The organism is Lentzea sp. NPDC058436 (assembly GCF_042721515.1).
Lineage (GTDB): Bacteria > Actinomycetota > Actinomycetes > Mycobacteriales > Pseudonocardiaceae > Lentzea.
Genome location: NZ_JBHXLF010000026.1, coordinates 64436 through 86404, shown reverse-complemented (window position 1 = coordinate 86404; position 21969 = coordinate 64436). Strand labels below are relative to the sequence as shown.

Genomic DNA, 21969 nt, shown 5'->3' with positions numbered 1-21969 from the left:
TTTCCGCTAAGCGGACGCACTGTTCCACTAATTTCGCGGCCATGCGAGCACTCCAGTTCACCCAGTACGGCCCCGCTGACCTGCTGCACGTGGCCGAGGTCGCCGAACCGCACGCGGGCCCCGGCCAGATCCGGATCGCGGTGCGCGCCTCCGGTGTCACCCCGGCCGACGCCGGCCTGCGTTCCGGGCGGTTCGGGCAGCGGCTGCCTCTCCCGCACGTGCCCGGCGTGGATGCGGCCGGTGTCGTCGACGAGGTCGGCGAGGGGGTGACCGGCGTGAGCGCGGGCAACGAGGTGTTCGGGATGGTCGACCTGGCACGGCTCGGCGGAGCGAACGCCGAGTTCGCCGTGCTGGCGGCGTGGGCGCCCAGGCCGGCGGCGTTGAGCTGGGAGCAGATTGGTGGTGCGGCGGCCAACGTGGAGACCGCCACCAGGGCGCTGGACGTGCGCGACGGCGCGACGTTGCTGGTCGCGGGCGCGGCGGGTGGCGTCGGGACGGTGGCGATCCAGCTGGCGGCGGCACGGGGCGCGAAGGTGATCGGCACCGCGGGACCGGCGACGCAGGACTTCGTGGCGGGCCTGGGCGCGACCCCTGTGGTCTACGGCGAAGGGCTGGCGGACCGCGTCGGCGAGGTCGACGCGGTGCTGCACTGCGCGGGCCCGGTGCCCGACCTGGTGGCGATCGCCGGCTCACCGGACCGCGTCGTGACGATCGCGGACCTGTCCGGCGAGCACGGGATCCGGCTGACCCACACGGCGGGCGGCCCCGGCTCCGATCCCCAGGCGCTGCACGGCCTCGCCATCGCGGCCGCACTCGCCGAGCAGGGCTCGTTCACCGTTCCGCTCGCGGGTGTCTTCCCGCTCGCTCAGGGCGCCGACGCGCACAGGCTGAGCGAGACCGGCCACGCCCACGGCAAGATCGTGCTCGTCTGAGAACGCGAAACGCCGCGACACCCAGGAGGTGCCGCGGCGCTCTCAGCTCAGGACTAGCCCCGCGTGAGGGTCAGGCCGTAGCGCGACAGGATCGGGTTGAGCGGCTGGAAGTACGTGGTGCCGCCGGACGAGCAGTTGCCCGAACCGCCGGACGTCACGCCCTGGGCCTGGCCGAAGCCGGAGCCCGCCACCCACGAACCACCCGAGTCGCCGCCCTCGGCGCAGGCGTTGGTGCGGGTGAGGCCCCGGACCTGGCCCTGCGGGTAGTTCACGGTCTGGTTCTTGGCCTGGACGGTGCCGCAGCGCCATCCGGTCGTCGAGCCCGAACGGCAGATCTGGGCGCCGACAGCGGCCTCGGTGTTGCCGCGGACGATCACGTTCGTGCCGTTGTAGCGGTTGACCCACGGCCGCGGGGTCCAGTTCGCGTTGGTGCGCACCCAGGCGTAGTCGTTGCCGGGGAAGACCGAGCCGGCGAACGTGCCCTGCGCGACGCGGTTGAAGCCGGAGACCGCGGTGCCGGTGGTGCCGCAGTGGCCCGCCGTCACGTAGCCGCCCGACACGGAGAAGCCGAGCGAGCAGCGTCCGCCGCCCATGTAGATGGCGTCACCGCCGCGCAGGTCGTACAGCGGGGTGGGGCTCTCGGTCACCTCGGCGACCTGGACCGCTCCGCTGACGGACTTCGCGGTCGCGATCCACTGGTCCGCTGCCGCGTCGCGTACGTTCTTGTTGACCTCGACGACGACGCTGTTCGACTTCTCGTCGACGCGCCAGCTCGTGATCGCCTTGGGGGCGGTCATGAGGTCGAGGACCGACTTCGTCCCGTTGAGCTGGGTGAGGGAGTTCTTCACGACCTGGGTCTCCGCGCCGGTCACGGAGAGTCCCGACTTGGTCACCGCGACGGTCAGTCTGCCGCTCGCCTGGTCGATCCACGCTCCGCCGAACGCATCGCCCAGGGACGACTTCGCCTGCTCGGCGACACCGGCCAATTGGTGGTCAGACGCCAACCGGACGCGGGCCTGGTCAGCGTTCAGGCCCAAATCACGCTCCACCGCTTGGAGCAATTCGGCCGGGTAGCTCTCCGTATCGGAACCGGTTGGGGCGACTGGTGCGGCAGGGGCGCCAAACGCCGGTACGCTGAGAGCAGTGACGACTCCGGTGGCGAGCAACACGGCACCGGTTACACGGGCCGCACTCGTGCGGTTCATCAAGACGTCTCCCTCACTTTCGGGTGCAGGGGAACCCGAGAGTCGGTTGCAGGGACCTCTCTCGGGGGCCTTAGGGGGACGGGTGGTGGGGCGGCGGCAGGGGTCGCCCCACCCCTCCCGTCCTCGGTAGCGCGGCGAAGCCACAGCAGGCGCCGGGCTCAAGCGGACGTGCCACGAGCCTCATGCGCGCCTCCTCCCGGTCCGTTCTGACCGATTTCCTTCGCCCGTTCGAGTGAAGTTGCGGAACTCTCGGCTATGACGCTCCGCCCCGAACGTGAACGAAGTGTGTCACAGCTCACGACAGATCAACTGCGGTGCGTAGCAATTGACAGTTAACTGTCGCTCAACGTAGTGAAGTGATCACCGAATGGGGTCGGCGCTGGAGGACGGCGCCGAGCTGTCCGTCGGCTGTCGGGATTCTGTCGACGTCGTGGAGGGCGCGGTGGTCGTGGAGCTGTCGGACGACGACGGTGCTGACGTGCTCGGAGGGACCGTGACGGTCATCGTCTCGGTCTTCGTCGTCTCGGTGTGCGTCTCGGTTTGAGTGCTTGTGGACGGTTTGCCCGGATCGGCCGTCACGGGTTTGCCGGTGACGAGCTGGACGCTCGTCGCTGTGAGCACGGTCACGACGAACACGAGCACGCCGCCGACAGCTATTACCTGCCAACGCTTTTCGCGTTCCATCGACCGTTGGTAGAACACGGCGCCCACGGTCGTCACAACACTCGCGAGGACCGCACCGATGATGGTGCCGACGAGGTTGAGGCGAAGGCTCAGAACGGCCGCAGTGGTGGCCGCGAGCACACTCGCGATGAGCTTGACGGGGGTGATCTTCTCCTTCTCAGACATGACACCCGTAGGACGTTGGGCACAGTTCACCGGTTGTGCCCCGGTGACGTGCATCATCGACGCATGCGCCTGGTGACCCTCGAAGACGTCCGCGCGGCCGCAGCCGCCATCGCCCCGCATGTCGTCCGCACCCCGTTGCTGCCCTTCGACTCCGGCCTGTGGATCAAGCCCGAGTCGCTGCAGCCGATCGGCGCGTTCAAGATCCGCGGCGCCGTGAACGCGTTGTCCCGCATACCTTCCGAGGACCGGGCACGCGGCGTCGTGGCGTATTCGAGCGGTAACCACGCGCAGGCGGTCGCGTACGCGGCCAAGACCCTCGGCATGCCGGCCGCGATCGTCGTGCCGGAGAACACGCCGCAGCTCAAGATCGACGCGACGCGCGCGCACGGCGCCGAGGTGTTCGTCGTCGGCATCACCGAACGAGAGTCCCGCGCGTACGAACTGGTCGAGGAGCGCGGCGCCACGCTGATCCCGCCGTTCGACCACCCGGACGTCATCGCCGGCCAGGGCACGATCGGGCTGGAGATCGTCGCCGATCTTCCTGACGTGGCAACGGTTCTGGTGCCGGTGAGCGGCGGCGGACTGATCTCCGGCGTCGCCGCGTCGATCAAGGCGCTGCGTCCGGACGTCCGCGTGATCGGCGTCGAGCCCGAACTGGCCGGTGACGCCGCCGCGTCGTTCGCCGAGGGCGAGCAGGTCCACTGGGACGCGCACGACCGCGCCCGCACCATCGCGGACGGCCTGCGCGCCGAGCCGTCGAAACTGACCTGGGCGCACATCAGCGAGCACGTCGACGACTTCGTCACGGTCTCCGAGGACGAGATCCGCGACGCCGTGAACCTGATCGCCCGCCGCACGCGGGTCGTCGCCGAGCCGAGCGGCGCGGTGCCCGTCGCGGCGTACCTGAACCGGAAGCTGCCGGACGGTCCGGCCGTCGCGGTGGTCTCCGGCGGCAACATCGAGCCCACCTTCCTGGCGTCGATCCTCGGATGATCGCGCTCCCAGACATCCGATCGGCGGCGGCGGTGATCGCACCGCACGTCGTGCGCACGCCGCTGCTGCCGTTCGGAACTGGATGGATCAAGCCCGAGTCGTTGCAGCCGATCGGCGCGTTCAAGCTCCGCGGCGCGCTGAACGCGTTGGCACGCCTGGAGAACCGCGCTCGTGGTGTGGTGGCGTACTCCAGCGGCAACCACGCGCAGGCCGTGGCGTTCGCCGCCCGCCTGCATGGCGTCCCGGCCGCGATCGTGATGCCGGACAACACCCCTGCGGTCAAGGTCGAGGCCACCCGCGCGCTGGGTGCCGAGGTCTTCATCGTCGGCATCACCGAACGCGTCGAACGCGCGGAAGCCCTGGTCGAGCAACGCGGAGCGGCCCTGATCCCGCCGTTCGACCACCCCGACGTGATCGCCGGCCAGGGCACGATCGGTCTGGAGATCCTGGACGACCTGCCGGACGTCGAGGCCGTCGTGGTGCCGATGTCCGGCGGCGGGCTGATCTCCGGCGTCGCGACGGCGATCAAGTCGCTGCGGCCGGACGTCCGCGTGCTCGGCGCGGAGCCTGAACTGGCCGCCGACATCGCGGAATCACTCAAAACGGGCGAACTGGTGCGCTGGGACCCTCTGAAACGGGCTCAGACGGCCGCTGACGCGTTGAGGGACGAGCCCTCGGCGCTCACCTGGGAGCACATCAGCGCGTACGTGGACGACGTGGTCACGGTGTCGGAGGACGAGATCTTCGCGGCGATGGTGGGGCTGGCACGGCGGGCGCGGCTGGTCGCGGAGCCGAGCGGGGCTGTCGCGGTGGCGGCGCAGGCGAAGATCGGCGGGGGTGGGGTCGCGGTGGTGTCGGGCGGGAACGTCGAACCGGCGCTGCTGGCGAGGCTGCTGAAGGCCTGAGCTGAGCGCTCAGGCGGCCGCGGGGAGTTGCGGAGTTGCGGGCTAGGGCGGCTGCCGGGCTGCGGGCTCGGACGGCTGCGGGGTTCCGGCTGGCGCGAGCGGTCCCGTCGCCCAGTCCTCCCTGCCCCCCGGCCCCTAGAGCTGCGCCTTCTCCCCACCAGACCGGATGTGCGTGGGCGGCCCCTCCACCCCGCAGTGCAGGCACTCGCCGGGATGCGGCGCCTCCTGCTGCTCAGGCGCCGCCGCCAGCACCCGGTTGTCCACACCGAACGCGAGCACACCACCAAGGATCGCCGCCACCGCGCACAGCACGAGCGCCATCTCCCACCCGGCGGTCATGACGGCCGGGTTCGTGTAGTCGTCGCCCGTCAAGCCGACGGCCGCGGGCAGCACGGCCGTCGCGAGCAGGCCGCCGGTGCGGGCCACGGCGTTGTTCACGCCGGACGCCACCCCCGCGTGGTGATCAGCGGCGGAGGCGAGCACGGTGGCCGTCACCGGGGCGACCACGACCGCCAGGCCGATGCCGAACACGAGCACGCCGGGCAGCACGCCGAGGACGTACGAGGCGCCGGGCTCGGCGTTGCGGAGCAGCAGCATCCCCAGGCCGACGAGGATCGGGCCGACGATCAGCTGCAACCGGGGCCCGTAGCGCTGGGCGAGGCGCCCGGACGTCGACGAGGCCAGCAGCATGATGATCGTGATCGGCACGCTGGCCAGGCCCGACGCCGTCGGCGAGTAGCCCAGTGAGATCTGGAGCTGCAGCACGAGCAGCACCATCACGCCGCCCAGTGCCGCGTAGACGAGGAACGTCAGGACGTTGGAGACCAGGAACGTCCGGTTGCGGAACAGCTCCGGCGGCACCAGCGGGTCCGAAGAGCGCTTCTGCACGACACCGAACGCGATCATCGCGGCCAGTCCGGCGGCGGCCACCAGGTACGACTGCTCGACGAGCCCGGCCGTCAGCAGCGCCAGGCCCAGCGCGCCGACCAGCGCGGACAGGTAGTTCGGGTGGCCCGCCTCGTCGTCCTGCGACTCCGGCACGAACCGCAGCGCGAGGAACACGCACAGGGCCGCCACCGGCAGGTTCACCAGGAACGCGAGCCGCCACGACCAGGCCTGCACGAGCAGCCCGCCGACCAGCGGGCCGACGGCGGTGGCCACGCCGGAGAGTCCTGACCACGCGCCGATCGCGCGCGAGCGGTCCTCCCGGTTGAACGACGACTGCAGGATCGCCAGCGCGCCGGGTGTCAGCAGCGCCGCGCCCACGCCCTGCAGCACACGGGCCGCCACCAGCATCGGGACGTTCCACGCGGCGCCGCACAGCAGCGACGCGACGCCGAACCAGATCACGCCGACGACGTAGACGCGCCGCCGGCCGAACCTGTCGCCGAGCGACCCGGCGATCAGGATCAGCGAGGCCAGGGCCAGCAGGTACCCGTTCAGGATCCACTGCAGGTCGGTGACCGACGCGTCGAACTCCGCGCCGATCCGGGGCAGCGCCACGTTGACGATCGTCCCGTCGAGCATCGCCATGCCCGAGCCGAGGATGGTCGTCACCAGCACCCAACGGGCTCGTGGCGTGCCCCAGGCGATCAAGACGGCCGGTTCAGCGTGGCGACGAACTTGTAGCGGTCGCCGCGGTAGACCGAACGCACCCACTCGATCGGATTGCCGTCGGTGTCGTACGAGTGCCGCGACAGCAGCAGCATCGGCAGACCGATGTCGGCGCCGAGCAGTTCTGCCTCTTCAGGCGACGCCAGCGCGGTCTCGATCGTCTCCTCGGCGTGTCCCATCTCGACACCGAACCGCTCGGACAGCACCTGGTACAGCGAGGCGCCGGGCGCCAGGTACCGGCGCAGCCCGCGGAAGCGGCCCAGCGCGAGGTGGGTCGTCTCGATGGCCATCGGCTCGTTGTCGGCGAGACGCAGGCGGTGCAGCCGCAGGACCTTGGCGCCGGGACGCACGCCGAGCAGCCGGGCGAGCTCGGCCTCCGCGGGCATCTCGGAGGCCTCGATCAGCTTCGACGACGGCACACGGCCCTGGGCGCGCATGTCCTCTGTGTACGAAGACAGCTGCAGTCTCTGGGCGACCTTCGGTTCCGCCGCGAACGTGCCTTTGCCCTGCACCCTGAGCAGCCGGCCCTCGACCGTCAGCTCGGCGAGCGCCTGGCGGACGGTCGTCCTGGAGACGTCGAACTCCGCGGCCAGCGACCGTTCCGTGGGGATCGGCGAACCGGGCGGCAGCGCCCTCAACAGGTCGAGCAGGTGCCGCTTGAGACCCCAGTACTTGGGTTCGCGTTGCGCACGCGTCCTGGCGTCCACGCCTGATGCAGGCGTCGTCTCCAGCATGGCCTCCTCCTCGCACTCCATGTCACGCATCACAAGGATGCCTTGTCCGTGTCGATTCGTGCGTCCGAACCCCCGACATCAGTCCCGAAATTCGTCCGATGACTTCGCAACGTCTTGGTCACGCGCTTGACAGACGCGGTGACGCAGCACACGCTGTTCCGCATTGGTCTACACCACTTGGACGTTCCGGCCTCGTGCCGGGCTGGTGAAAGGGCGCGAACTGTGAAGGGCTGGAGAGGACTCGCTGTCGGTGCCGCCGCGCTGGCAGTGGCCGTGTCAGGCTGTGGCACGAGCACGAGCAGCGGTGGCAGCACGGAGACCAAAGAGATCACCGTGTGGCTCATGGACGGCTCCGCGGCGCCGACCCTGACCGACGCCTTGAACAAGGAGTTCGAGTCGGCGAACGGCATCAAGGTCAAGTACGAGGTCCAGAAGTGGACCGGCATCCAGGAGAAGCTGACCACCGCGCTGGCCAGCAGCACGCCGCCGGACGTCATCGAGCTCGGCAACACCCAGACGGCGTCCTTCGCCGACCAGGGCACGCTGGCCGACCTGACCGCTGACGCGAGCCAGTTCAACGGTGGCGAGTGGCTCGGCGGTCTCAAGGACTCGCTGACGCTGAACGGCAAGCAGTACGGCGTTCCGTTCTACGCCGCGAACCGCACCGTCATCTACCGCACGGACCTGCTGCAGGCCGCGGGCGTCACGGCGCCTCCGACCTCGCGCACCGAGTGGATCGACGCGATCAACAAGCTCAAGGCCGCGAACGCGTCCAACCCGGACTTCCAGGCCCTGTACCTGCCTGGTCAGTCCTGGTACTTCCTGCTCTCCCTGATCTGGGACGAGGGCGGCGACATCGCCAAGCAGGACGGCGGCAAGTGGACCGGCACGCTGGACACCCCGCAGGCGAAGGCCGGCTTCGAGGCCTACAAGGCGATCTACGACGCGTCGGCAGCCAAGAAGGTCCCGGCTGACATCGACGAGGCGAAGCCCCAGCAGATGGAGGTCTTCGGCACGGGCAACGTCGGCATGATGGTCGGTCTCCCGTGGGAGCTCGCCGGCGCCGTGAAGGCGAAGGCGGACCTGGCCGACAAGACCTCGGCGTTCCCGATCCCGTCCAAGAAGGCCGGCTCGTCCGCTCCCGTGTTCCTGGGCGGCTCGAACCTCGCCATCCCGGCGTCCACCAAGAACGCGGACGCGGCCAAGAAGTACCTGGCCCTGCTGTCCTCCAAGAAGTACCAGGACCTGCTCGCCGAGGGCGGCGCGGTTCCGGGCACCTCGAAGGACACCGCCAAGCTGGCCACCAACGCGGTCGGCAAGGCTCTCGCGGCCTCCTCCCCCAACGGCAAGGTCACCCCGGTGACGCCGAAGTGGGCGGCCGTCGAGGCGGGCCAGAACCCGCTCAAGGACGCGCTCACCGCGTACCTGACCGGCGCGAAGTCGCTGGACCAGGCAACGAAGGACGCGAGCGACGCCATCACCAAGGCCATGGCCTAGCCAAGCTGAGATGACGGCCGTCAAAACGACCGAAACGGCAGCGCCGGCAGGGGACATCCCTCCGGCGCTGCCGCCTGCCGTGACAGGTGGGGCGCGCAAGCGCCGCCGCCGGGGCAGCGCCTTCGACCGGGCGTTGCCCTACCTGCTGCTCGCTCCCGCTCTCATCGCGATCCTCTGGCTGATCGGCTGGCCGGTCGTCTCCGTCTTCGTGACGAGCTTCCGCCAGCTGAACCTCGGCGAGCTGGTCCGCGGCGAGATCGTGTGGACGGGCCTCGACAACTACGTGACCGTGCTGCAGGACGAGCGCTTCTGGGAAGTCTCGCTGCGCACCGTCCTGTTCACCGTCTCCGTCGTCGGCGCGTCGGTGGGCATCGGCCTCGGCATCGCCCTGCTGATGCGCGTTCTGACACCGTGGGTGCGGATCGCGCTGCAGGTCGCGATGCTCTGCGCGTGGGCCATGCCGATCCTCGCGTCCACCACGGTCTACCAGTGGATGTTCGACCAGAACTACGGCATCTTGAACAAGACGCTGGTGCAGCTGGGTTTCGACTCGTTCGCCGGCTACTCGTGGTTCTCCTCCGGCACGTCGACGCTGTCCGTCGTCGGCCTGTTGATCATCTGGCAGGCGATCCCCTTCCTCGCCTTCTCGCTGTACGCCGGGCTCGTCGGCATCCCTCGTGACCTCTACGAGGCGGCGGGCATCGACGGCGCCTCCCCGTGGCAGACGTTCCGCGCGGTGACGTGGCCGGAGATCAAGTCGCTGCTGATGATGGTGACGTTCCTGTCGACGTTGTGGGACTTCAAGGTGTTCGCCCAGATCTGGGTGTTCCGCGAGGGCGGTCCCAGCGGGCAGAGCACGACGCTGCCGGTCCTGCAGTACCTGGAGGGCATCGCGAAGAGCCACTTCGGCGTCGCGGCCGCGATCTCCGTGCTGATGATGATCATCCTGGGCCTGATCACGTTCCAGTACCTGCGCAAGCTGCTGCAGACCGAGGAGGGGAAGATCTGATGCTCAAGAAGTCGGCGGCCAACGTCGTTGGTCTCGCACTCGCTCTGTTCTTCCTCTTCCCGACGTACTGGATGATCACGACGGCGTTGAAGCCCAAGGGATCGACGATCACGTCGGACTACGACCTGATCCCGTTCTCGGTGACGTTCACCAACTTCGTGACGGCGTGGACGAAGCCGGGCTTCCTGTCCTCGCTGGGCAACAGCCTCCTGGTGACGCTGACCGCGGTGCTCGCCGCGATCGTCATCGGCATCACGGCGGCGGTCGCCATGTCGCGCTTCGCGTTCCGCGGCCGCAAGAGCTTCGTGCTGCTGATGCTGGTCGCGCAGATGGCGCCGTTCGAGGCGTTGCTGATCCCGATGTTCCTGATGATGCGGGACCTGCAGCTCTACGAACACCTCTCGTCGCTGATCCTCGTGTACTTCGCGGTGACGCTGCCGTTCTGCGCGTGGACGTTGCGCGGGTTCGTCAACGGCATCCCGATCGAGCTCGAGGAAGCCGCGATGGTCGACGGCTGCGGGCGCTGGAAGGCGTTCCAGAAGGTGACGCTGCCGCTGCTGGGGCCGGGTCTCGTGGCCACCTCGGTGTTCGCGTTCATCACCGCGTGGAACGAGTTCCTGTTCGCCAAGGTGCTGATCCGCAGCCAGGACCTGGAGACGCTGCCGGTGTGGCTGTCCGGGTTCCAGACGGCGTTCGGCACCGACTGGGGTGGCGCGATGGCCGCGTCCGTCCTGTTCACCGTGCCCGCGCTGGTGTTCTTCCTGATCGTTCAACGCAAGATGGTCGCCGGCGTGACAGCCGGTGCCGTGAAGGGGTGACGCGTGGATCAGTTGGCCGCTGCCGTTCTGCTTCCCGGATTCCACGGAACGACCGCTCCCGACTGGTTGCTGCGGAGGGTCGCTGACGGCCTCGGCGGCGTTGTGCTCTTCGGGCGCAACGTCGTCGACGACGCCCAGGTGACCTCCCTGTGCGGCGAGCTCCGTTCGGTGCGCCCGGACGTGGTGATCGGCATCGACGAGGAGGGCGGCGACGTCACGCGTCTCGACGCGGGTCGCGGCTCCGAGGTGCCGGGCAACCACGCGCTGGGCGCGGCGGACGACCTGGACCTCACCCGGTCCGTCGCCGCGTCCATCGGGTCCCGGCTGGCGAAGTGCGGGATCTCGCTCAACCTCGCGCCGTCCGCGGACCTGGTGCTCACCCTCGACGACCCGATCATCGGCGTCCGCGCGTTCGGTTCGGACCCGGTGCTCGCCGCCCGGCACGTCGCCGCGTGGGTCGAGGGGCTGCAGACCGTGGGCGTCGCCGCCTGCGCCAAGCACTTCCCGGGCCACGGAGCGTCCACTGAGGACTCCCACGAGCAGCTGCCGGTGCTTCCCCGCACCGAGGAGCAGCTGCGGGCCGTGGAGCTCGTGCCGTTCCGGGCGGCCGTGAACGCGGGCGTCCGCTCGATCATGACCGGCCACCTCGTGATCCCCGAGTGGGGTCCGCAGCCGGTGACGCTGAACAAGCACGCGATCGACCTGCTCCGCACCGAGCTGGGCTTCACCGGCGCGGTGATCACCGACGGCCTGGACATGAAGGCGGTCGGCGGCGATCTCGCCCAGGGCGCTGTGCGCGCGCTGGCCGCCGGTGTGGACGCGTTGTGCCTCGGCGGCATCGCCCTGGACGACGACGACATCCAGTGGCTGATCGACTCGATCGTCGGCGCGGTCAAGTCGGGCGACCTCTCCGAGGAACGCCTGACCCAGGCTGCGGCGCGGTCGCTGGCGCTGGGCCTCCCGCCGTCCACAGTGGACGCGCACGACGCCGAGATCGGTCTCACAGCGGCTCGACGCGCCGTCGAGGTGCGTGGCCGCGTTAGTGTCGGATCGAGCCCGGTGGTCGTCGACCTCGTCGTGGATCCGTCGATCGCGGTCGGCGACGTCCCGTGGGGCCTCGGCCCGTACCTGCACGAGGTGCTGCCGGGCACGGAGATCATCGCCGTGCGCGACGTCTCCGCGGAAGAAGTTGCGAAAGTCGCGGGTGACCGCACGATTGTGGTCGTGACCCGGGACGCGCACCGCCACACGGCGGCTCGACAACTGGTAACAAACTTAACTAATCTGGACCTGGACGTCGTGCACGTCGAAACCGGCGTGCCTGGTCCGGACCTGGGCAGCGTCGCCCGCATCGACACCCACGGCGGTTCTCGGGTGAGCCTCCGAGCCGCGGCCGAGCTGATCCTGAAAGGCACGACATGACCACGCCAGGCCGTCACATGGCAGCGGAGATCGCCGCACAGCCGTCGATCTTCTCGTCCCTCTACGAGTCGCGCTCGGCGATCGCCGAGGTGGCGGCCGTGATCCGCGAACGCGCGCCGCGCTTCGTGCTGTTCGCGGCCCGCGGTTCGAGCGACCACGCCGCGATCTACGCGAAGTACCTGACCGAGATCCTCCTCGAACTCCCGGCGGGCCTGGTCTCCGCGTCGACCACCACGCTCTACGGCGCCGAGCCCGACCTGCGCGACGTCCTGCTGGTGACGGTCTCGCAGTCCGGCGGCTCGCCCGACCTGCTGGAGGTCACCGCCTCCTACCGCAGGCGCGGCGCGCTGACCGTGGCCGTGACGAACACGCCCGACTCGCCCCTGAACGCGGCCGCCGAGCTCTCGGTGGACGTCTCGGCGGGCGTCGAGCACGCGGTCGCCGCCACGAAGACCTACTCGGCGACGTTGCTGGCCCTGTACCTGCTGATCGACGCGGTGCGCGGCGGCAACGGCGAGGCGGCCGCGTCGCTGGGCGAGCTGGCCCAGGTGACGCTCGACGCGTCGGCCCCGACCGTGGACGAGGCCGTGCGCCGCTACCGGTTCGTGGACAGGGTCCTGACGACCGGCCGCGGCTACTCCTACGCCACGGCACTGGAAGCGTCCCTGAAGCTGGCCGAGACCTCGTACCTGGCGGCCCGCGCGTACAGCGGCGCCGACCTGCTGCACGGCCCGGTCGCCGCCGTCGACGGCGAGACCGCGGTGCTGGCCGTCACGTCGCTGGGCAAGGGCGGCGACTCGCTGCGCGACGCCCTCGACGTGGTGCACCAGCGCGGCGCGGACGTCGTGGCGGTCGGCTCGGCCTCGGAGAAGGTCGGGGCGACGCTGTCGATCCCGATCCCGGAGACGGCCGAGGAAGTGGCTCCGGTGCTGGAGATCCTGCCCGTGCAGCGCCTGGCGTACGGCCTGGCGCTGGCCCGCGGCGGCGACCCGGACAGCCCGCGCGGCCTGAACAAGGTCACCCGCACGCTCTGAGCCGCACCACCGGAAGAGCCCGCCTGGTCCCCCCAGGCGGGCTCTTTTTTCCTTATCCGAACACCTCTTCGACGAGGTTCTTCGTGACCTCCTGGAACGCCTGCGCCAGCGACAGGTCGGCGTCGTCGACGTAGTTCAGCGCGGCGGTCAGGGTCTTGCTGCCGTCTGCGGTGGCGTACATCAACGCGCCGTGGCCGATCGCGCCGCCGTTGTGGCTGATCACCTTGCCACTGCCCGTTTCCATCACGAACACACCCAGGCCGTACGGCACCTTCGGGTGCGGTTCGAGCATCTCGGCGAGCAGCGGGGCCGGCAGGAGCTCACCGCGCGCGAGCGCCGTGATGAACGTCCGCAGGTCCGCGGTCGTCGAGATCATGTCGCCGCCGCTGGAGATCCACGACGGGTCGATGCGCGTGACGTCGACCGTCTGCTCACCGCCGTCGTCGTAGCGGTAGTAGGCGTGGGCGTGCGGCTCGGGGATCTCCGGACCGGCCGGCACCGACGTGTCGTTCAGCCCGAGCGGTCCGAGGACCAGCTTCCGCAGTGCGTCGGCGAGCGGCGTGCCGGTGACCTTCTCGACCAGCAGCCTGGCGATCACGTAGTTGGTGTTGGCGTAGCTCCAGTCGGTGCCCGGCTCGAACCGCGCCGGCTTGGACAGCGCGAACCGCACCAGGTCCGCCGCCTCGTGGGTCTGGAACCGGGCTTCCACGAACTCCTTGCCCTGCCAGAGGATTCCCGGCGCGACCGTGCCGTCCTCGTAGTACTCGCCGGTGTGGTTGAACAGCCCGCTGGTGTGCTGGAGCAGCATCCGCACGGTGATCCGGCGGTCGATCCCGAACTCGGGCAGGTGGTCGTCCACCGGTCCGTCCAGCTCGACCAGGCCGTCCGCCACGAGCCGCAGCACGGCGACCGCGACGAACGTCTTGGTGTTGCTGCCGATCCGCACGTGCCCGTTCGGCGGGGGTTCCGCGTTCCCGTCGATCTCGCTCAGCCCGGCCCTCCAGGTCCGGTCACCCGTTTCGTCGTGCAGGCGGAGCTCCACACCGGTGAAGCCGGCGTCGACCATCTGCTGGGCGATCTTCTGCATCGTCGTTCTCCTTGTGGTTTCGGCGGTTCAGAGGCTGCGGGCGGTGATGTCGCCGTACGACGTGGTGGCGCGGATGGTGATGCCGTCCGTGCCGTCGTTGCGCAGCGAGTTGGTGACGCGGCCGTAGGAGGTGCCGGCGTCGAGCGAGGCGGAGCGGTCGGTGGCGACGGTGATGTTGCCCTTGAGGGTGGTGATCACAGCGGAACCGTTGAGGCGGCCGACGGTGACGTCACCGGCCTGGGTGTTCAGCCGCACGTCGGCGGCCTCGTCGATCTTGATGTCGCTCTGCGCGGCCTCGAAGGCGATGTCACCGAGGCGCCCGACGCCGCGGAACTCGGCGGCCGCGGCCCTGGCCTCGACCCGCGACCCGGCGGGCAGCTGGACGGTGATCTCGACCGACCCGGACGAGCCGAGGAGCTTGTGACCGGCCTCGGACCTGATGCGCAGGACGCCGTCGGCGAAGTCGACGCCGACCTTCTCGGCGGCCTTCACGTCGCGGCTCTGCGCGGCGTTGGCGGGGAGGACCTCGACGGAGGTGTCGGCGCGGTCGGCGGCGATGAACCGGACCCGGCCGGCGGGGATGTCGAGGACGGTGGCGATCGGGGCGGGGGTGGCGAAGGTGTGCATCTCGGGCTCCTGTGGCTCGTTGTTTCTGATAGCCGAAACGCTACGTTGCGTTTCCACATCCAGACAACAAGCTCGTTGCACAGGAGTTGAGTTCAAGCAGCTCAAAGCCACATTATCATTGCAACGAGCTGGAGATCTAACGCAACGTTGCGTTGCAATGGATTGAGATCGAACACCAAAAAGGGCGCCTCCCCCGATCCACCGGGAGAGGCGCCCTTCTCGTCGTGCTGAGTTCTACTGACCCGCGGTGGCGTACCCGGCCGCGACAGGCGCCGCCACGGGCACCTCCGCGTCGAACACGACCCTGCCGTCGACCCAGACCTTCTTGGGCCGCAGGTCGTCGTCCCACCACACCAGGTCCGCGACGGCACCCGGTGCGAGACGGCCCAGACCGGACTCGCCGATGACCTCGGCGGGCACGATCGTCGCCGACGCGAGGGCGTCGGCCACCGGAACACCGACGGACACGATGTTCCGCACGGCGCGGTCCAGCGTGAGCGCCGAGCCCGCGATCGTGCCTTCCGGCGAACGCGGGACGCCGTCCTCGGTGAGCAGCACGTCCGCACCACCGAGGTGGTAGCGGCCGGGCGGCATCCCCGCGGCGGCGACGGCATCGGTGACCAGCGCGACCCGCGCCCCGGCCGCGTTGAACACGAGCCGGCACACGTCCGGGCCCACGTGGGCCAGGTCCGCGATCAGGCCGAGGGTGAAGCGTTCGTCGACCAGAGCCACGCCGGGCACACCGGGTTCGCGGTGTCCCAACGGCCTCTGGGCGTTGAACAGGTGCGTCACCATCCGCGCCCCGGCGTCCGCGGCGGCCCGCGTCTGCTCACCGGTGGCGTCCGAGTGGCCGACGGCGACGAGCACCCCGGCCTCGGCGAGCCGGCGGACGGCTTCGAAACCACCCGGCTGCTCGGGTGCCATCGTCACCATCCGCAGCGCCCTGCGGATCAGGTCGTCGTCGAGCAGTGCCGAGATCTGGTCGGGACCAGGCTCGACCATGAACGACGGGTCGTGCACCCCTGCCCGTTTGGGCGACAGGAAGGGGCCTTCGAGATGTACGCCCAGCGGCCGGGCACCCACTCCGTCCGGCAACGCGGCGGAAGCGGCGAGCACGGCACGGGCCTGCCTCAGGACCACGTCGACCGGTGCGGTGATCAACGTGGGCAGGAACCGGGTCACACCGGTCGACGGCAGAGCTTCGGCCACGGAACGCATCCCGTGGGCGTCCACCTCGGCGAAGTCGACGCCGACGGCGCCGTTCACCTGCACGTCGACCAGGCCCGGCGTCAGCAGGCCGTCGGACAGGACCTCCGCGCCGGGTGGTGCTTCACCGGTGGTCACCTCGACGATGCGGCCGTCCCTGATCCGCACCGAGGCAGGACCGACGATCGTGCGACCGAGCAATGCGCGCGGTGCTGCGACAACGGCGTCCAAGATCCCTCCTTGAATGGTCCAGACCATTATGGCCACAACTGGGGTTCACGTCACGTGTCGTTAGTAGATAACCATCTCACAAGATAATTGGTGAATGAAGCCCGAAATGCCCGGGATGCCACGAAGATGACCATCCGTGGCGCATACTGGACACCAGACATCCGAGGTCTACGACGAGTTGAGGGTGCTGTGGCAGTCACCGACGATGCGATCCTGCGCGTCAAGGAGATGATCGTTTCGGGCGAGCTCAAGCCCGGCGACCGCCTCCCGCGAGAGGCTGACCTGGCAGAACGCCTCGGACTGTCCCGCAACTCGCTGCGCGAGGCCGTCAAGGCCCTGTCTCTCGTGCGCGTTCTCGACGTCCGCCAGGGCGACGGCACGTACGTCTCGTCGCTGAGGGCTGACGACCTGCTCGGTGCTCTGTCGTTCGTGCTCGACCTGCACCGCGGCGAGGACTCGGTCCTCGAAGTGCTCCAGGTTCGCCGGATTCTCGAACCGGCGGCGGCCGCGATGGCCGCCCAAAGGGTGGAACCGGACGAGATCGTGAAGCTCCGCGCCCTCTGCGACGCGGCCGAGAGCGCCAGGTCCGTCGAGGAACTGGTCGAGCACGACCTCGACTTCCACCGCGCCATCGCCCAGTGCTCGGGCAACGCCTACCTGGCCCAGCTCCTCGACACGCTGGCCGGCCCCACCGTGCGGGTGCGGATCTGGCGCGGCATCACCCAGTCCAACGCCGTCGACCGGACGGTCGCGGAGCACCGCGCGATCGTGGACGCGCTGGCCGCCCACCAGCCGGAGCTCGCACGCAGCTGGTCCACGGTGCACGTGGCCGGCGTCGAGCAGTGGCTGTCGGACCTGGCCTAGTCGAAGTCGCCGCGTTTGACGGCGTCCAGGAACACGCCCCAGCCGGGAACCTCGACGGTCGACGGCTTGTTCTTGGAGTCACGCACCAGCGCGGCGGAGCTGTTCAGCGACACCTCGACGCAGTCGCCGTTTCCCCCGCTGTTGCTGCGGCTGCTCTTGCGCCACACGACGGACACTTCGACTCCTACCTCTCGGCAGCCAGCCTCCCGATCAACGCGGCGGACTCCTCAGGGATCAACGCCAGCTTCGAGAGGTGCTTGAAAGTAAGCGTAGCCGACTTCACCCGAGCCGGATCTTCGATGTGGATCGACCCCTCGGTGTGCTCGACGTACAGCACGCGGGGGTCGCTGGGGTAAGGAAAGTCCAGCAGGGTGAACGAACCGTTGTACCCCTCGTGCAGCCCCACCGAGTCCAGGATGACCTGCACGGTGACGGTGGGCAGCCCTGCCACCTCGTTGATGTACAACAACTGTTCACGGTCTGCGTGGCGAAGCGCGGACTCCGTGATGATCGCGTGGTACCGGACCGGCTTGTCGCATTCGAGGCGCTGCCGTCGGCGTGTTCGGATCGCGATCTGATCCTCGATCCACCTCTTCGACCGCGGTGCGCGCACGCTGGCGAACAGCGCGCGCATGTACCTCGTCGTCTGCAGCAGGCCGGGGACGTAACTCGCCTGGAAGGCCAGGATCACCGTGGCGTCGTGTTCGAGGCTGATGTATCCCTGGTCCTCCAGCCGGTACTGGTGCCACCAGGCCTTCTCGTCCGCGAGCTGCCACATCTCGACGTACGGCTCCTGGTCGTCGGCGATCACGCCGTACACGTCGAGCATCGTCTCGAACGCGGAGTAGTCCGGCACCTGGCCGTTCTCGATGCGGCTGACCTTCGCGATGTTGTAGCGCAGCCGCTCGGCGATGTCCTTCTGGCTGAGCCGTGCCCTCTCGCGCAGCGCCTGGAGAGCCCGGCCGAGGCGCCGCTGCCGGAAGGTGGGTTCGGACACGAATGAGACGTTATCGGCGTGATCTGGAATCTGAGATTCTCACTGCGCCTAGACCTGCCGCAGCTGTTCCAGGACCACTCGAACGGCTGGTTGTCCGTCCGCCCGGTTCCGCACGACGGCCGACACCGTCCGGAACACCTGCTGGGTCAACGGCCGCAACGCCACGCCGGGCCGCCGCGCCACCGAGGGCACCAGCGCCACCCCGAGCCCCGCCTCGACCAGCCCGCACATCACCCCGAAGTCGTCGCAGTACGCCTGCGCCCGCGGCACGAACCCGGCCGCCCCGCAGGCCCGTTGCGTCAGCTCGTGGCACGACGCGTCGGTGCGCGGCATGATCCACGGCCGGTCGGCCAGCACTGACAGGTCCACGGAATCCTGCTGCACCAAGGGATCCGACAACGGCAGCGCCACGTTCACCGGTTCCACGAACAGTTCGAACGACTCGCAGGACTCCGGCAGCGAGCGCGGCATGATGTTGTACGAGTGGATGACCGCGATGTCGATGTCCCCGCGCCGCAACGCGGGCAGTGACGCCTCCGGTTCCATCTCGTGCACGAACAGGTCCACATCGGACCCGTGCTCGGACCGCAGCACCTGGATCACCCGTGGCAGCAAGGCGGCGACCGACACGAACGCCCCGACGCGCACCACACCGGAGACGGAAGTCCGCAGTGAAGCCAGATCCGCTTCGGCGGCGGCGAGTTGGTCCAGCACGAGCTGCGTGTGGGCTGCCAGCACGTGCCCGGCGCGCGTCAACGCGAGGCGGCGCCCGTCCCGTTCGACCAGCGCGACACCGGCCTCGCGTTCCAGTGCCGCGAGCTGCTGGGACACGGCCGGCGAGGTCACGTGCAGGGCCTCCGCGGCGGCCGTGACCGTGCCGTGGACGGACAGGGCGTGCAGCAGCCGAAGACGGCGAACATCCAACACAAAGCTCAGCTTAACGTTCCAAGCAGAACTTCTAACTGGAACTTTGCGAAAACTGGAGCCACGCTGGAGTCATGTTCGGACGAGTGCTGGTAGCGATGGTCACCCCGTTCACCCCCGACGGTGACCTGGACCTCAAGGGTGCGCAGGAGCTGGCGGCGCACCTCGTCGACAAAGGTGGCGCCGACGGCCTGGTCGTCAACGGCACGACCGGTGAGGCGCCCACCACGACCGACGCCGAGAAGGCGCAGGTCATCAAGGCCGTGAAGGAGGCCGTCGGCGACCGCACGCAGATCCTCGCGGGTGTCGGCACCAACTCCACGCGGCACACCATCGAGCTCTCCCACCAGGCCGAGGAGAGCGGCGCCGACGGCCTGCTGGTCGTGACGCCGTACTACAGCAAGCCCACGCAGGAGGGCGTCGAGAACCACTTCCGGCAGGTGGCGAACGCGTCCGGGCTGCCGGCGCTGCTCTACGACATCCCCGGCCGCACCGGCACCGCGATCGACACCGAGACGCTGCTCAAGCTGGCGGAGCACCCGCGGATCGTCGGCGTGAAGGACTGCAAGGTCGACCTGCTCGCGACCGCCCGCGTGATCGCCGAGACCGGCCTCGACTACTACTCCGGCAACGACGAGCTGATCCTGCCGCTGTACTCGATCGGTGGCGTCGGCACGGTCAGCACCGTCGGGCACGTCGTCGGCAACGAGATCAAGGCCATGCTCGACGCCTACGACGAGGGCGACAACAAGGAAGCGCTGCGCCGCCACCAGGCCCTGCTGCCGGTGATCACCGCGATCATGACCCGCGAGCCCGGTGCCGTCGCGGTCAAGGCCGCTCTGAACCTGCTCGGCCTGCCGTCCGGACCGGTCCGCGAGCCGCTCGTCGGAGCGACCCCCGAGCTGATCAACGAGCTGAAGGCCCTGTTCTAGAGCCCGTAGACCCGGCGAGCGGTGTCCGCGAAGATCGCGGCCTGCTCGCCGGCTGTCAGTTCCGACACCAGTTCCCGTGCCGCGCCAAGCCATTCGTCGTAGGTGGCGGCCAGCAGGACGACCGGCCAGTCCGAGCCGAACATCAGCCGCTCCGGCCCGAACGCGTCCAGCACGACCTCGAAGTACGGCCGCAGCTGCGAGACGTCCCACGACGTCCAGTCGGCCTCGGTGACCAGCCCGGACAGCTTGCACGTCACGTTCTCGTGCGCCGCCAGCGACCGGACCAGCTCGGCCCACTCCCCCGGATCCGTGCCGATCGCGGGTTTGGAGCAGTGGTCCACCACGAACCGGACCTGCGGCAACGCGGCCACGGTCCGGCGCGCGGCGGGCATCTGGTGCGGCAGCGTCAGCAGCTCGTAGACCAGCCCGTGCGCGCCGACCTGCTGCAGGCCGTTCCAGACGTCCTTGCGGCACAACCACTCCGGGTCCGGCTCACCCTGCACCTGGTGCCGGATCCCGCGAAGCCACGAACCGTCGGGGCTGTCGACCAGCTCGGCCAACGCATCGCCCACCCCAGCCGACGTCAGGTCGACCCAGCCCACCACCGCTCCGACAACGTCCGAAGACGCGGCGATGGCGAGGAACTCCGGCGTCTCCTCCGGCACGCACACCGTCTGCACCAGCACGGACGTCGACACCTCCGACGCCACCGCGACGAAGTCCGGCTCCAGGAACGACCGTCGGATAGCTCCCATCGGCGGGTCGGTGATCCAGTCCTGGTCCCGCACCGACAGGTCCCACAGGTGGTGGTGAGCGTCGACGATCACGGCGTCGGAACCTCCGCACCCAGGAGGCCCGACGACTTCAGTTCCTCCCACAGCCCGTCCGGGATCGAGGCCGAGAAGTAGGCCGCGTTCGACGTCATCTGCCCGGCGTTGCGCGACCCGATCACCACCGACACCACGGCGGGGTGGCCGAGCGCGAACTGGATCGCCACCTCGGGCAACGTCACCCCGTGCCGTTCGCAGACCGCGGCGATGTCCCGCGCCCGCACGACCAGTTCGGCAGGCGCGTCCTCGTAGTTGTACTTGGCGTCGGCGGCCACGACGGGCTTCGACAGCAGTCCGGAGTTGAACACCCCGCACGCCACCACGGACACACCGCGCTCGACGCACGCAGAGAAGAACGACGGCAGCGAAGGCTGTTCCAGCAACGTGTACCGGCCGGCCAGCATCACCACGTCGATGTCGGTCTCGCGAACGAACCGCTCCGGCATCTCCCACTGGTTCATGCCGACGCCGATCGCCCCGACAACGCCCTGTGACCGCAACGACTCCAGCGCCGGGTAGGCCTCGGAGAACGCCACGTCCCAGTAGTCGTCCGGGTCGTGGATGTAGACGATCTCCACCCGATCCGTTCCGAGACGCTCCAAAGAGGACTCCAGCGAGCGCTTCACGCCGTCGGCCGAGTAGTCCCGCACACGACGGAAGTTCCGCGGCACCGCGAACCCCTGGTCGTCGAACCCGGACCCGTCGAACGGCTCCAGCACCCGCCCGATCTTGGTCGAGAGCACGTACTCGTCGCGCGGCTTGCCCCGAAGAGCCTCACCGATCCGCCGTTCCGACAGCCCGAGCCCGTAGTGCGGGGCGGTGTCGAAGTACCGGACGCCGGTCCGCCACGCCGCCTCGACCGCCCCGATCGCCTCGTCGTCGGAGATCTCCCGGTACAGGTTGCCGATCGGCGCACCGCCGAAGCCCAGACGAGACACAGCGACCTTCACGGCAGCTCCCACACGAGTCGCACAGCGGGTTCGGCGCCGGAGTAGTCGTCCTCGACCTCCAGCAGTTCGGCCATCCGAGCCTGCCACGGAACGTTGGCGGGGTGCTCGGCCAAATAGGCGCGCATCGCGCGGTAGTCGTCAACCTCGACGAGGTGGAACAGCTCGCGACCGGAACGCCAGATCCGCCACGACCACACCCCTGCCTCGCGCAACGCCCCGTCCAGCTCGGCCGGGATCGTCGCGTGGATGCGGTCGTAGTCGGCCTCGCGTCCCTCGCGCAGCCGGGTGTGCAACGCAACGGTCTCCAAC

At 69.4% G+C, this 21969-nt stretch carries 23 protein-coding genes; 10 read left to right on the top strand and 13 right to left on the bottom strand.

Going from position 1 to position 21969, the window contains the following annotated elements:
- The first annotated feature begins 41 nt into the window (after positions 1-41).
- Positions 42-932, top strand: coding sequence for an NADP-dependent oxidoreductase (locus ACFWN2_RS41845; protein WP_382436187.1), 891 nt, complete (start codon positions 42-44; stop codon positions 930-932).
- A gap of 53 nt (positions 933-985) precedes the next feature.
- On the opposite strand, the gene ACFWN2_RS41840 is transcribed toward ACFWN2_RS41845, so the two are convergent.
- Both ACFWN2_RS41840 and ACFWN2_RS41835 read right to left on the bottom strand, forming a co-directional pair.
- Positions 986-1969 carry a S1 family peptidase gene (locus ACFWN2_RS41840; protein ID WP_382436185.1) on the bottom strand — a complete coding sequence of 328 codons (984 nt, stop codon included), beginning with the start codon at positions 1967-1969 and terminating at the stop codon, positions 986-988.
- A 528-nt stretch (positions 1970-2497) separates the two neighbouring features.
- Positions 2498-2986, bottom strand: coding sequence for a hypothetical protein (locus ACFWN2_RS41835; RefSeq protein ID WP_382436184.1), 489 nt, complete (start codon positions 2984-2986; stop codon positions 2498-2500).
- Positions 2987-3049: 63 nt separating this feature from the next.
- Here ACFWN2_RS41835 and ACFWN2_RS41830 point away from each other — a divergent pair, with 63 nt between their 5' ends.
- Positions 3050-3979 (top strand): threonine/serine dehydratase, encoded by a 930-nt coding sequence (locus ACFWN2_RS41830; RefSeq protein ID WP_382436183.1) that lies wholly within the window; start codon positions 3050-3052, stop codon positions 3977-3979.
- Entirely contained in the window at positions 3976-4884 is a 909-nt protein-coding gene (locus ACFWN2_RS41825; protein WP_382436182.1) for a threonine/serine dehydratase, read from the top strand. The genes ACFWN2_RS41830 and ACFWN2_RS41825 overlap by 4 nt, the downstream gene beginning before the upstream one ends.
- Before the next feature lie 135 nt (positions 4885-5019).
- On the opposite strand, the gene ACFWN2_RS41820 is transcribed toward ACFWN2_RS41825, so the two are convergent.
- Together ACFWN2_RS41820 and ACFWN2_RS41815 are read right to left on the bottom strand one after the other, a co-directional pair.
- Positions 5020-6447 (bottom strand): MFS transporter, encoded by a 1428-nt coding sequence (locus ACFWN2_RS41820; RefSeq protein ID WP_382436180.1) that lies wholly within the window; start codon positions 6445-6447, stop codon positions 5020-5022.
- Positions 6448-6476: 29 nt separating this feature from the next.
- Entirely contained in the window at positions 6477-7232 is a 756-nt protein-coding gene (locus ACFWN2_RS41815; protein ID WP_089910302.1) for a GntR family transcriptional regulator, read from the bottom strand.
- Between the two features lie 222 nt (positions 7233-7454).
- Between ACFWN2_RS41815 and ACFWN2_RS41810 the strand changes: the two genes are divergently transcribed.
- The 5 genes from ACFWN2_RS41810 to ACFWN2_RS41790 are packed head-to-tail and all read left to right on the top strand — an operon-like array spanning position 7455 to position 13012.
- Complete coding sequence (locus ACFWN2_RS41810; RefSeq protein WP_382436178.1) at positions 7455-8729, top strand: extracellular solute-binding protein; 1275 nt, start codon at positions 7455-7457, stop codon at positions 8727-8729.
- A 10-nt stretch (positions 8730-8739) separates the two neighbouring features.
- A complete protein-coding gene (locus tag ACFWN2_RS41805) occupies positions 8740-9738 on the top strand; it encodes a carbohydrate ABC transporter permease (protein ID WP_382436177.1) in 999 nt (332 codons plus the stop codon).
- Complete coding sequence (locus ACFWN2_RS41800) at positions 9738-10556, top strand: carbohydrate ABC transporter permease (protein ID WP_382436175.1); 819 nt, start codon at positions 9738-9740, stop codon at positions 10554-10556. The genes ACFWN2_RS41805 and ACFWN2_RS41800 overlap by 1 nt, the downstream gene beginning before the upstream one ends.
- Positions 10557-10559: 3 nt before the next feature.
- Positions 10560-11978: a glycoside hydrolase family 3 protein gene (locus ACFWN2_RS41795; RefSeq protein ID WP_382436173.1), complete on the top strand. Its 1419-nt coding sequence runs from the start codon at positions 10560-10562 to the stop codon at positions 11976-11978.
- Complete coding sequence (locus tag ACFWN2_RS41790) at positions 11975-13012, top strand: SIS domain-containing protein (RefSeq protein WP_382436172.1); 1038 nt, start codon at positions 11975-11977, stop codon at positions 13010-13012. Before ACFWN2_RS41795 ends, ACFWN2_RS41790 begins: the two co-directional genes overlap by 4 nt.
- 52 nt (positions 13013-13064) lie before the next feature.
- On the opposite strand, the gene ACFWN2_RS41785 is transcribed toward ACFWN2_RS41790, so the two are convergent.
- The 3 genes from ACFWN2_RS41785 to nagA form a co-directional block, all read right to left on the bottom strand.
- Complete coding sequence (locus tag ACFWN2_RS41785; RefSeq protein ID WP_382436171.1) at positions 13065-14099, bottom strand: serine hydrolase domain-containing protein; 1035 nt, start codon at positions 14097-14099, stop codon at positions 13065-13067.
- Between the two features lie 27 nt (positions 14100-14126).
- Positions 14127-14726, bottom strand: a complete 600-nt coding sequence (locus tag ACFWN2_RS41780; protein WP_382436170.1) for a hypothetical protein — start codon at positions 14724-14726, stop codon at positions 14127-14129.
- A gap of 234 nt (positions 14727-14960) precedes the next feature.
- Positions 14961-16163 carry an N-acetylglucosamine-6-phosphate deacetylase gene (gene nagA / locus ACFWN2_RS41775; protein WP_382436168.1) on the bottom strand — a complete coding sequence of 401 codons (1203 nt, stop codon included), beginning with the start codon at positions 16161-16163 and terminating at the stop codon, positions 14961-14963.
- Positions 16164-16352: 189 nt separating this feature from the next.
- Between nagA and ACFWN2_RS41770 the strand changes: the two genes are divergently transcribed.
- Positions 16353-17027, top strand: a complete 675-nt coding sequence (locus ACFWN2_RS41770; protein WP_382436167.1) for a FadR/GntR family transcriptional regulator — start codon at positions 16353-16355, stop codon at positions 17025-17027.
- Here the strand turns inward: ACFWN2_RS41770 and ACFWN2_RS41765 are convergent.
- The 3 genes from ACFWN2_RS41765 to ACFWN2_RS41755 are packed head-to-tail and all read right to left on the bottom strand — an operon-like array spanning position 17024 to position 18951.
- Positions 17024-17203 carry a DUF397 domain-containing protein gene (locus tag ACFWN2_RS41765; protein ID WP_382436166.1) on the bottom strand — a complete coding sequence of 60 codons (180 nt, stop codon included), beginning with the start codon at positions 17201-17203 and terminating at the stop codon, positions 17024-17026. The two genes, ACFWN2_RS41770 and ACFWN2_RS41765, sit on opposite strands and share 4 nt — an antisense overlap.
- Positions 17204-17211: 8 nt before the next feature.
- On the bottom strand, positions 17212-18024 hold the full coding sequence (locus ACFWN2_RS41760; protein WP_382436164.1) for a helix-turn-helix domain-containing protein: 813 nt from the start codon (positions 18022-18024) through the stop codon (positions 17212-17214).
- Positions 18025-18072: 48 nt separating this feature from the next.
- On the bottom strand, positions 18073-18951 hold the full coding sequence (locus ACFWN2_RS41755; protein ID WP_382436163.1) for a LysR family transcriptional regulator: 879 nt from the start codon (positions 18949-18951) through the stop codon (positions 18073-18075).
- Between the two features lie 71 nt (positions 18952-19022).
- Here ACFWN2_RS41755 and dapA point away from each other — a divergent pair, with 71 nt between their 5' ends.
- Positions 19023-19880, top strand: coding sequence for a 4-hydroxy-tetrahydrodipicolinate synthase (gene dapA / locus ACFWN2_RS41750; protein WP_382436162.1), 858 nt, complete (start codon positions 19023-19025; stop codon positions 19878-19880).
- On the opposite strand, the gene ACFWN2_RS41745 is transcribed toward dapA, so the two are convergent.
- Genes ACFWN2_RS41745 through ACFWN2_RS41735 form a run of 3 tightly spaced genes read right to left on the bottom strand, consistent with a single transcriptional unit; the run spans position 19877 to position 21968 of the window.
- The gene (locus ACFWN2_RS41745) at positions 19877-20707 is read right to left on the bottom strand and encodes an amidohydrolase family protein (RefSeq protein WP_382436160.1); all 831 of its coding nucleotides are present in this window, start codon (positions 20705-20707) and stop codon (positions 19877-19879) included. The two genes, dapA and ACFWN2_RS41745, sit on opposite strands and share 4 nt — an antisense overlap.
- Positions 20704-21660 carry an aldo/keto reductase gene (locus ACFWN2_RS41740; RefSeq protein WP_382436158.1) on the bottom strand — a complete coding sequence of 319 codons (957 nt, stop codon included), beginning with the start codon at positions 21658-21660 and terminating at the stop codon, positions 20704-20706. The genes ACFWN2_RS41745 and ACFWN2_RS41740 overlap by 4 nt, the downstream gene beginning before the upstream one ends.
- Positions 21657-21968, bottom strand: a complete 312-nt coding sequence (locus tag ACFWN2_RS41735) for an L-rhamnose mutarotase (protein ID WP_382436157.1) — start codon at positions 21966-21968, stop codon at positions 21657-21659. The genes ACFWN2_RS41740 and ACFWN2_RS41735 overlap by 4 nt, the downstream gene beginning before the upstream one ends.
- Position 21969 lies beyond the last annotated feature (1 nt).

Excerpts from the sequence above, each read along its gene's own strand:
- ACFWN2_RS41845 (WP_382436187.1), top strand. The coding sequence starts at position 42 with ATGCGAGCACTCCAGTTCACCCAGTACGGCCCCGCTGACCTGCTGCAC.
- ACFWN2_RS41835 (WP_382436184.1), bottom strand. The coding sequence starts at position 2,986 with ATGTCTGAGAAGGAGAAGATCACCCCCGTCAAGCTCATCGCGAGTGTG.
- ACFWN2_RS41830 (WP_382436183.1), top strand. The coding sequence starts at position 3,050 with ATGCGCCTGGTGACCCTCGAAGACGTCCGCGCGGCCGCAGCCGCCATC.
- ACFWN2_RS41825 (WP_382436182.1), top strand. The coding sequence starts at position 3,976 with ATGATCGCGCTCCCAGACATCCGATCGGCGGCGGCGGTGATCGCACCG.
- ACFWN2_RS41815 (WP_089910302.1), bottom strand. The coding sequence starts at position 7,232 with ATGCTGGAGACGACGCCTGCATCAGGCGTGGACGCCAGGACGCGTGCG.
- ACFWN2_RS41805 (WP_382436177.1), top strand. The coding sequence starts at position 8,740 with ATGACGGCCGTCAAAACGACCGAAACGGCAGCGCCGGCAGGGGACATC.
- ACFWN2_RS41800 (WP_382436175.1), top strand. The coding sequence starts at position 9,738 with ATGCTCAAGAAGTCGGCGGCCAACGTCGTTGGTCTCGCACTCGCTCTG.
- ACFWN2_RS41790 (WP_382436172.1), top strand. The coding sequence starts at position 11,975 with ATGACCACGCCAGGCCGTCACATGGCAGCGGAGATCGCCGCACAGCCG.
- ACFWN2_RS41785 (WP_382436171.1), bottom strand. The coding sequence starts at position 14,099 with ATGCAGAAGATCGCCCAGCAGATGGTCGACGCCGGCTTCACCGGTGTG.
- ACFWN2_RS41780 (WP_382436170.1), bottom strand. The coding sequence starts at position 14,726 with ATGCACACCTTCGCCACCCCCGCCCCGATCGCCACCGTCCTCGACATC.
- dapA (WP_382436162.1), top strand. The coding sequence starts at position 19,023 with ATGTTCGGACGAGTGCTGGTAGCGATGGTCACCCCGTTCACCCCCGAC.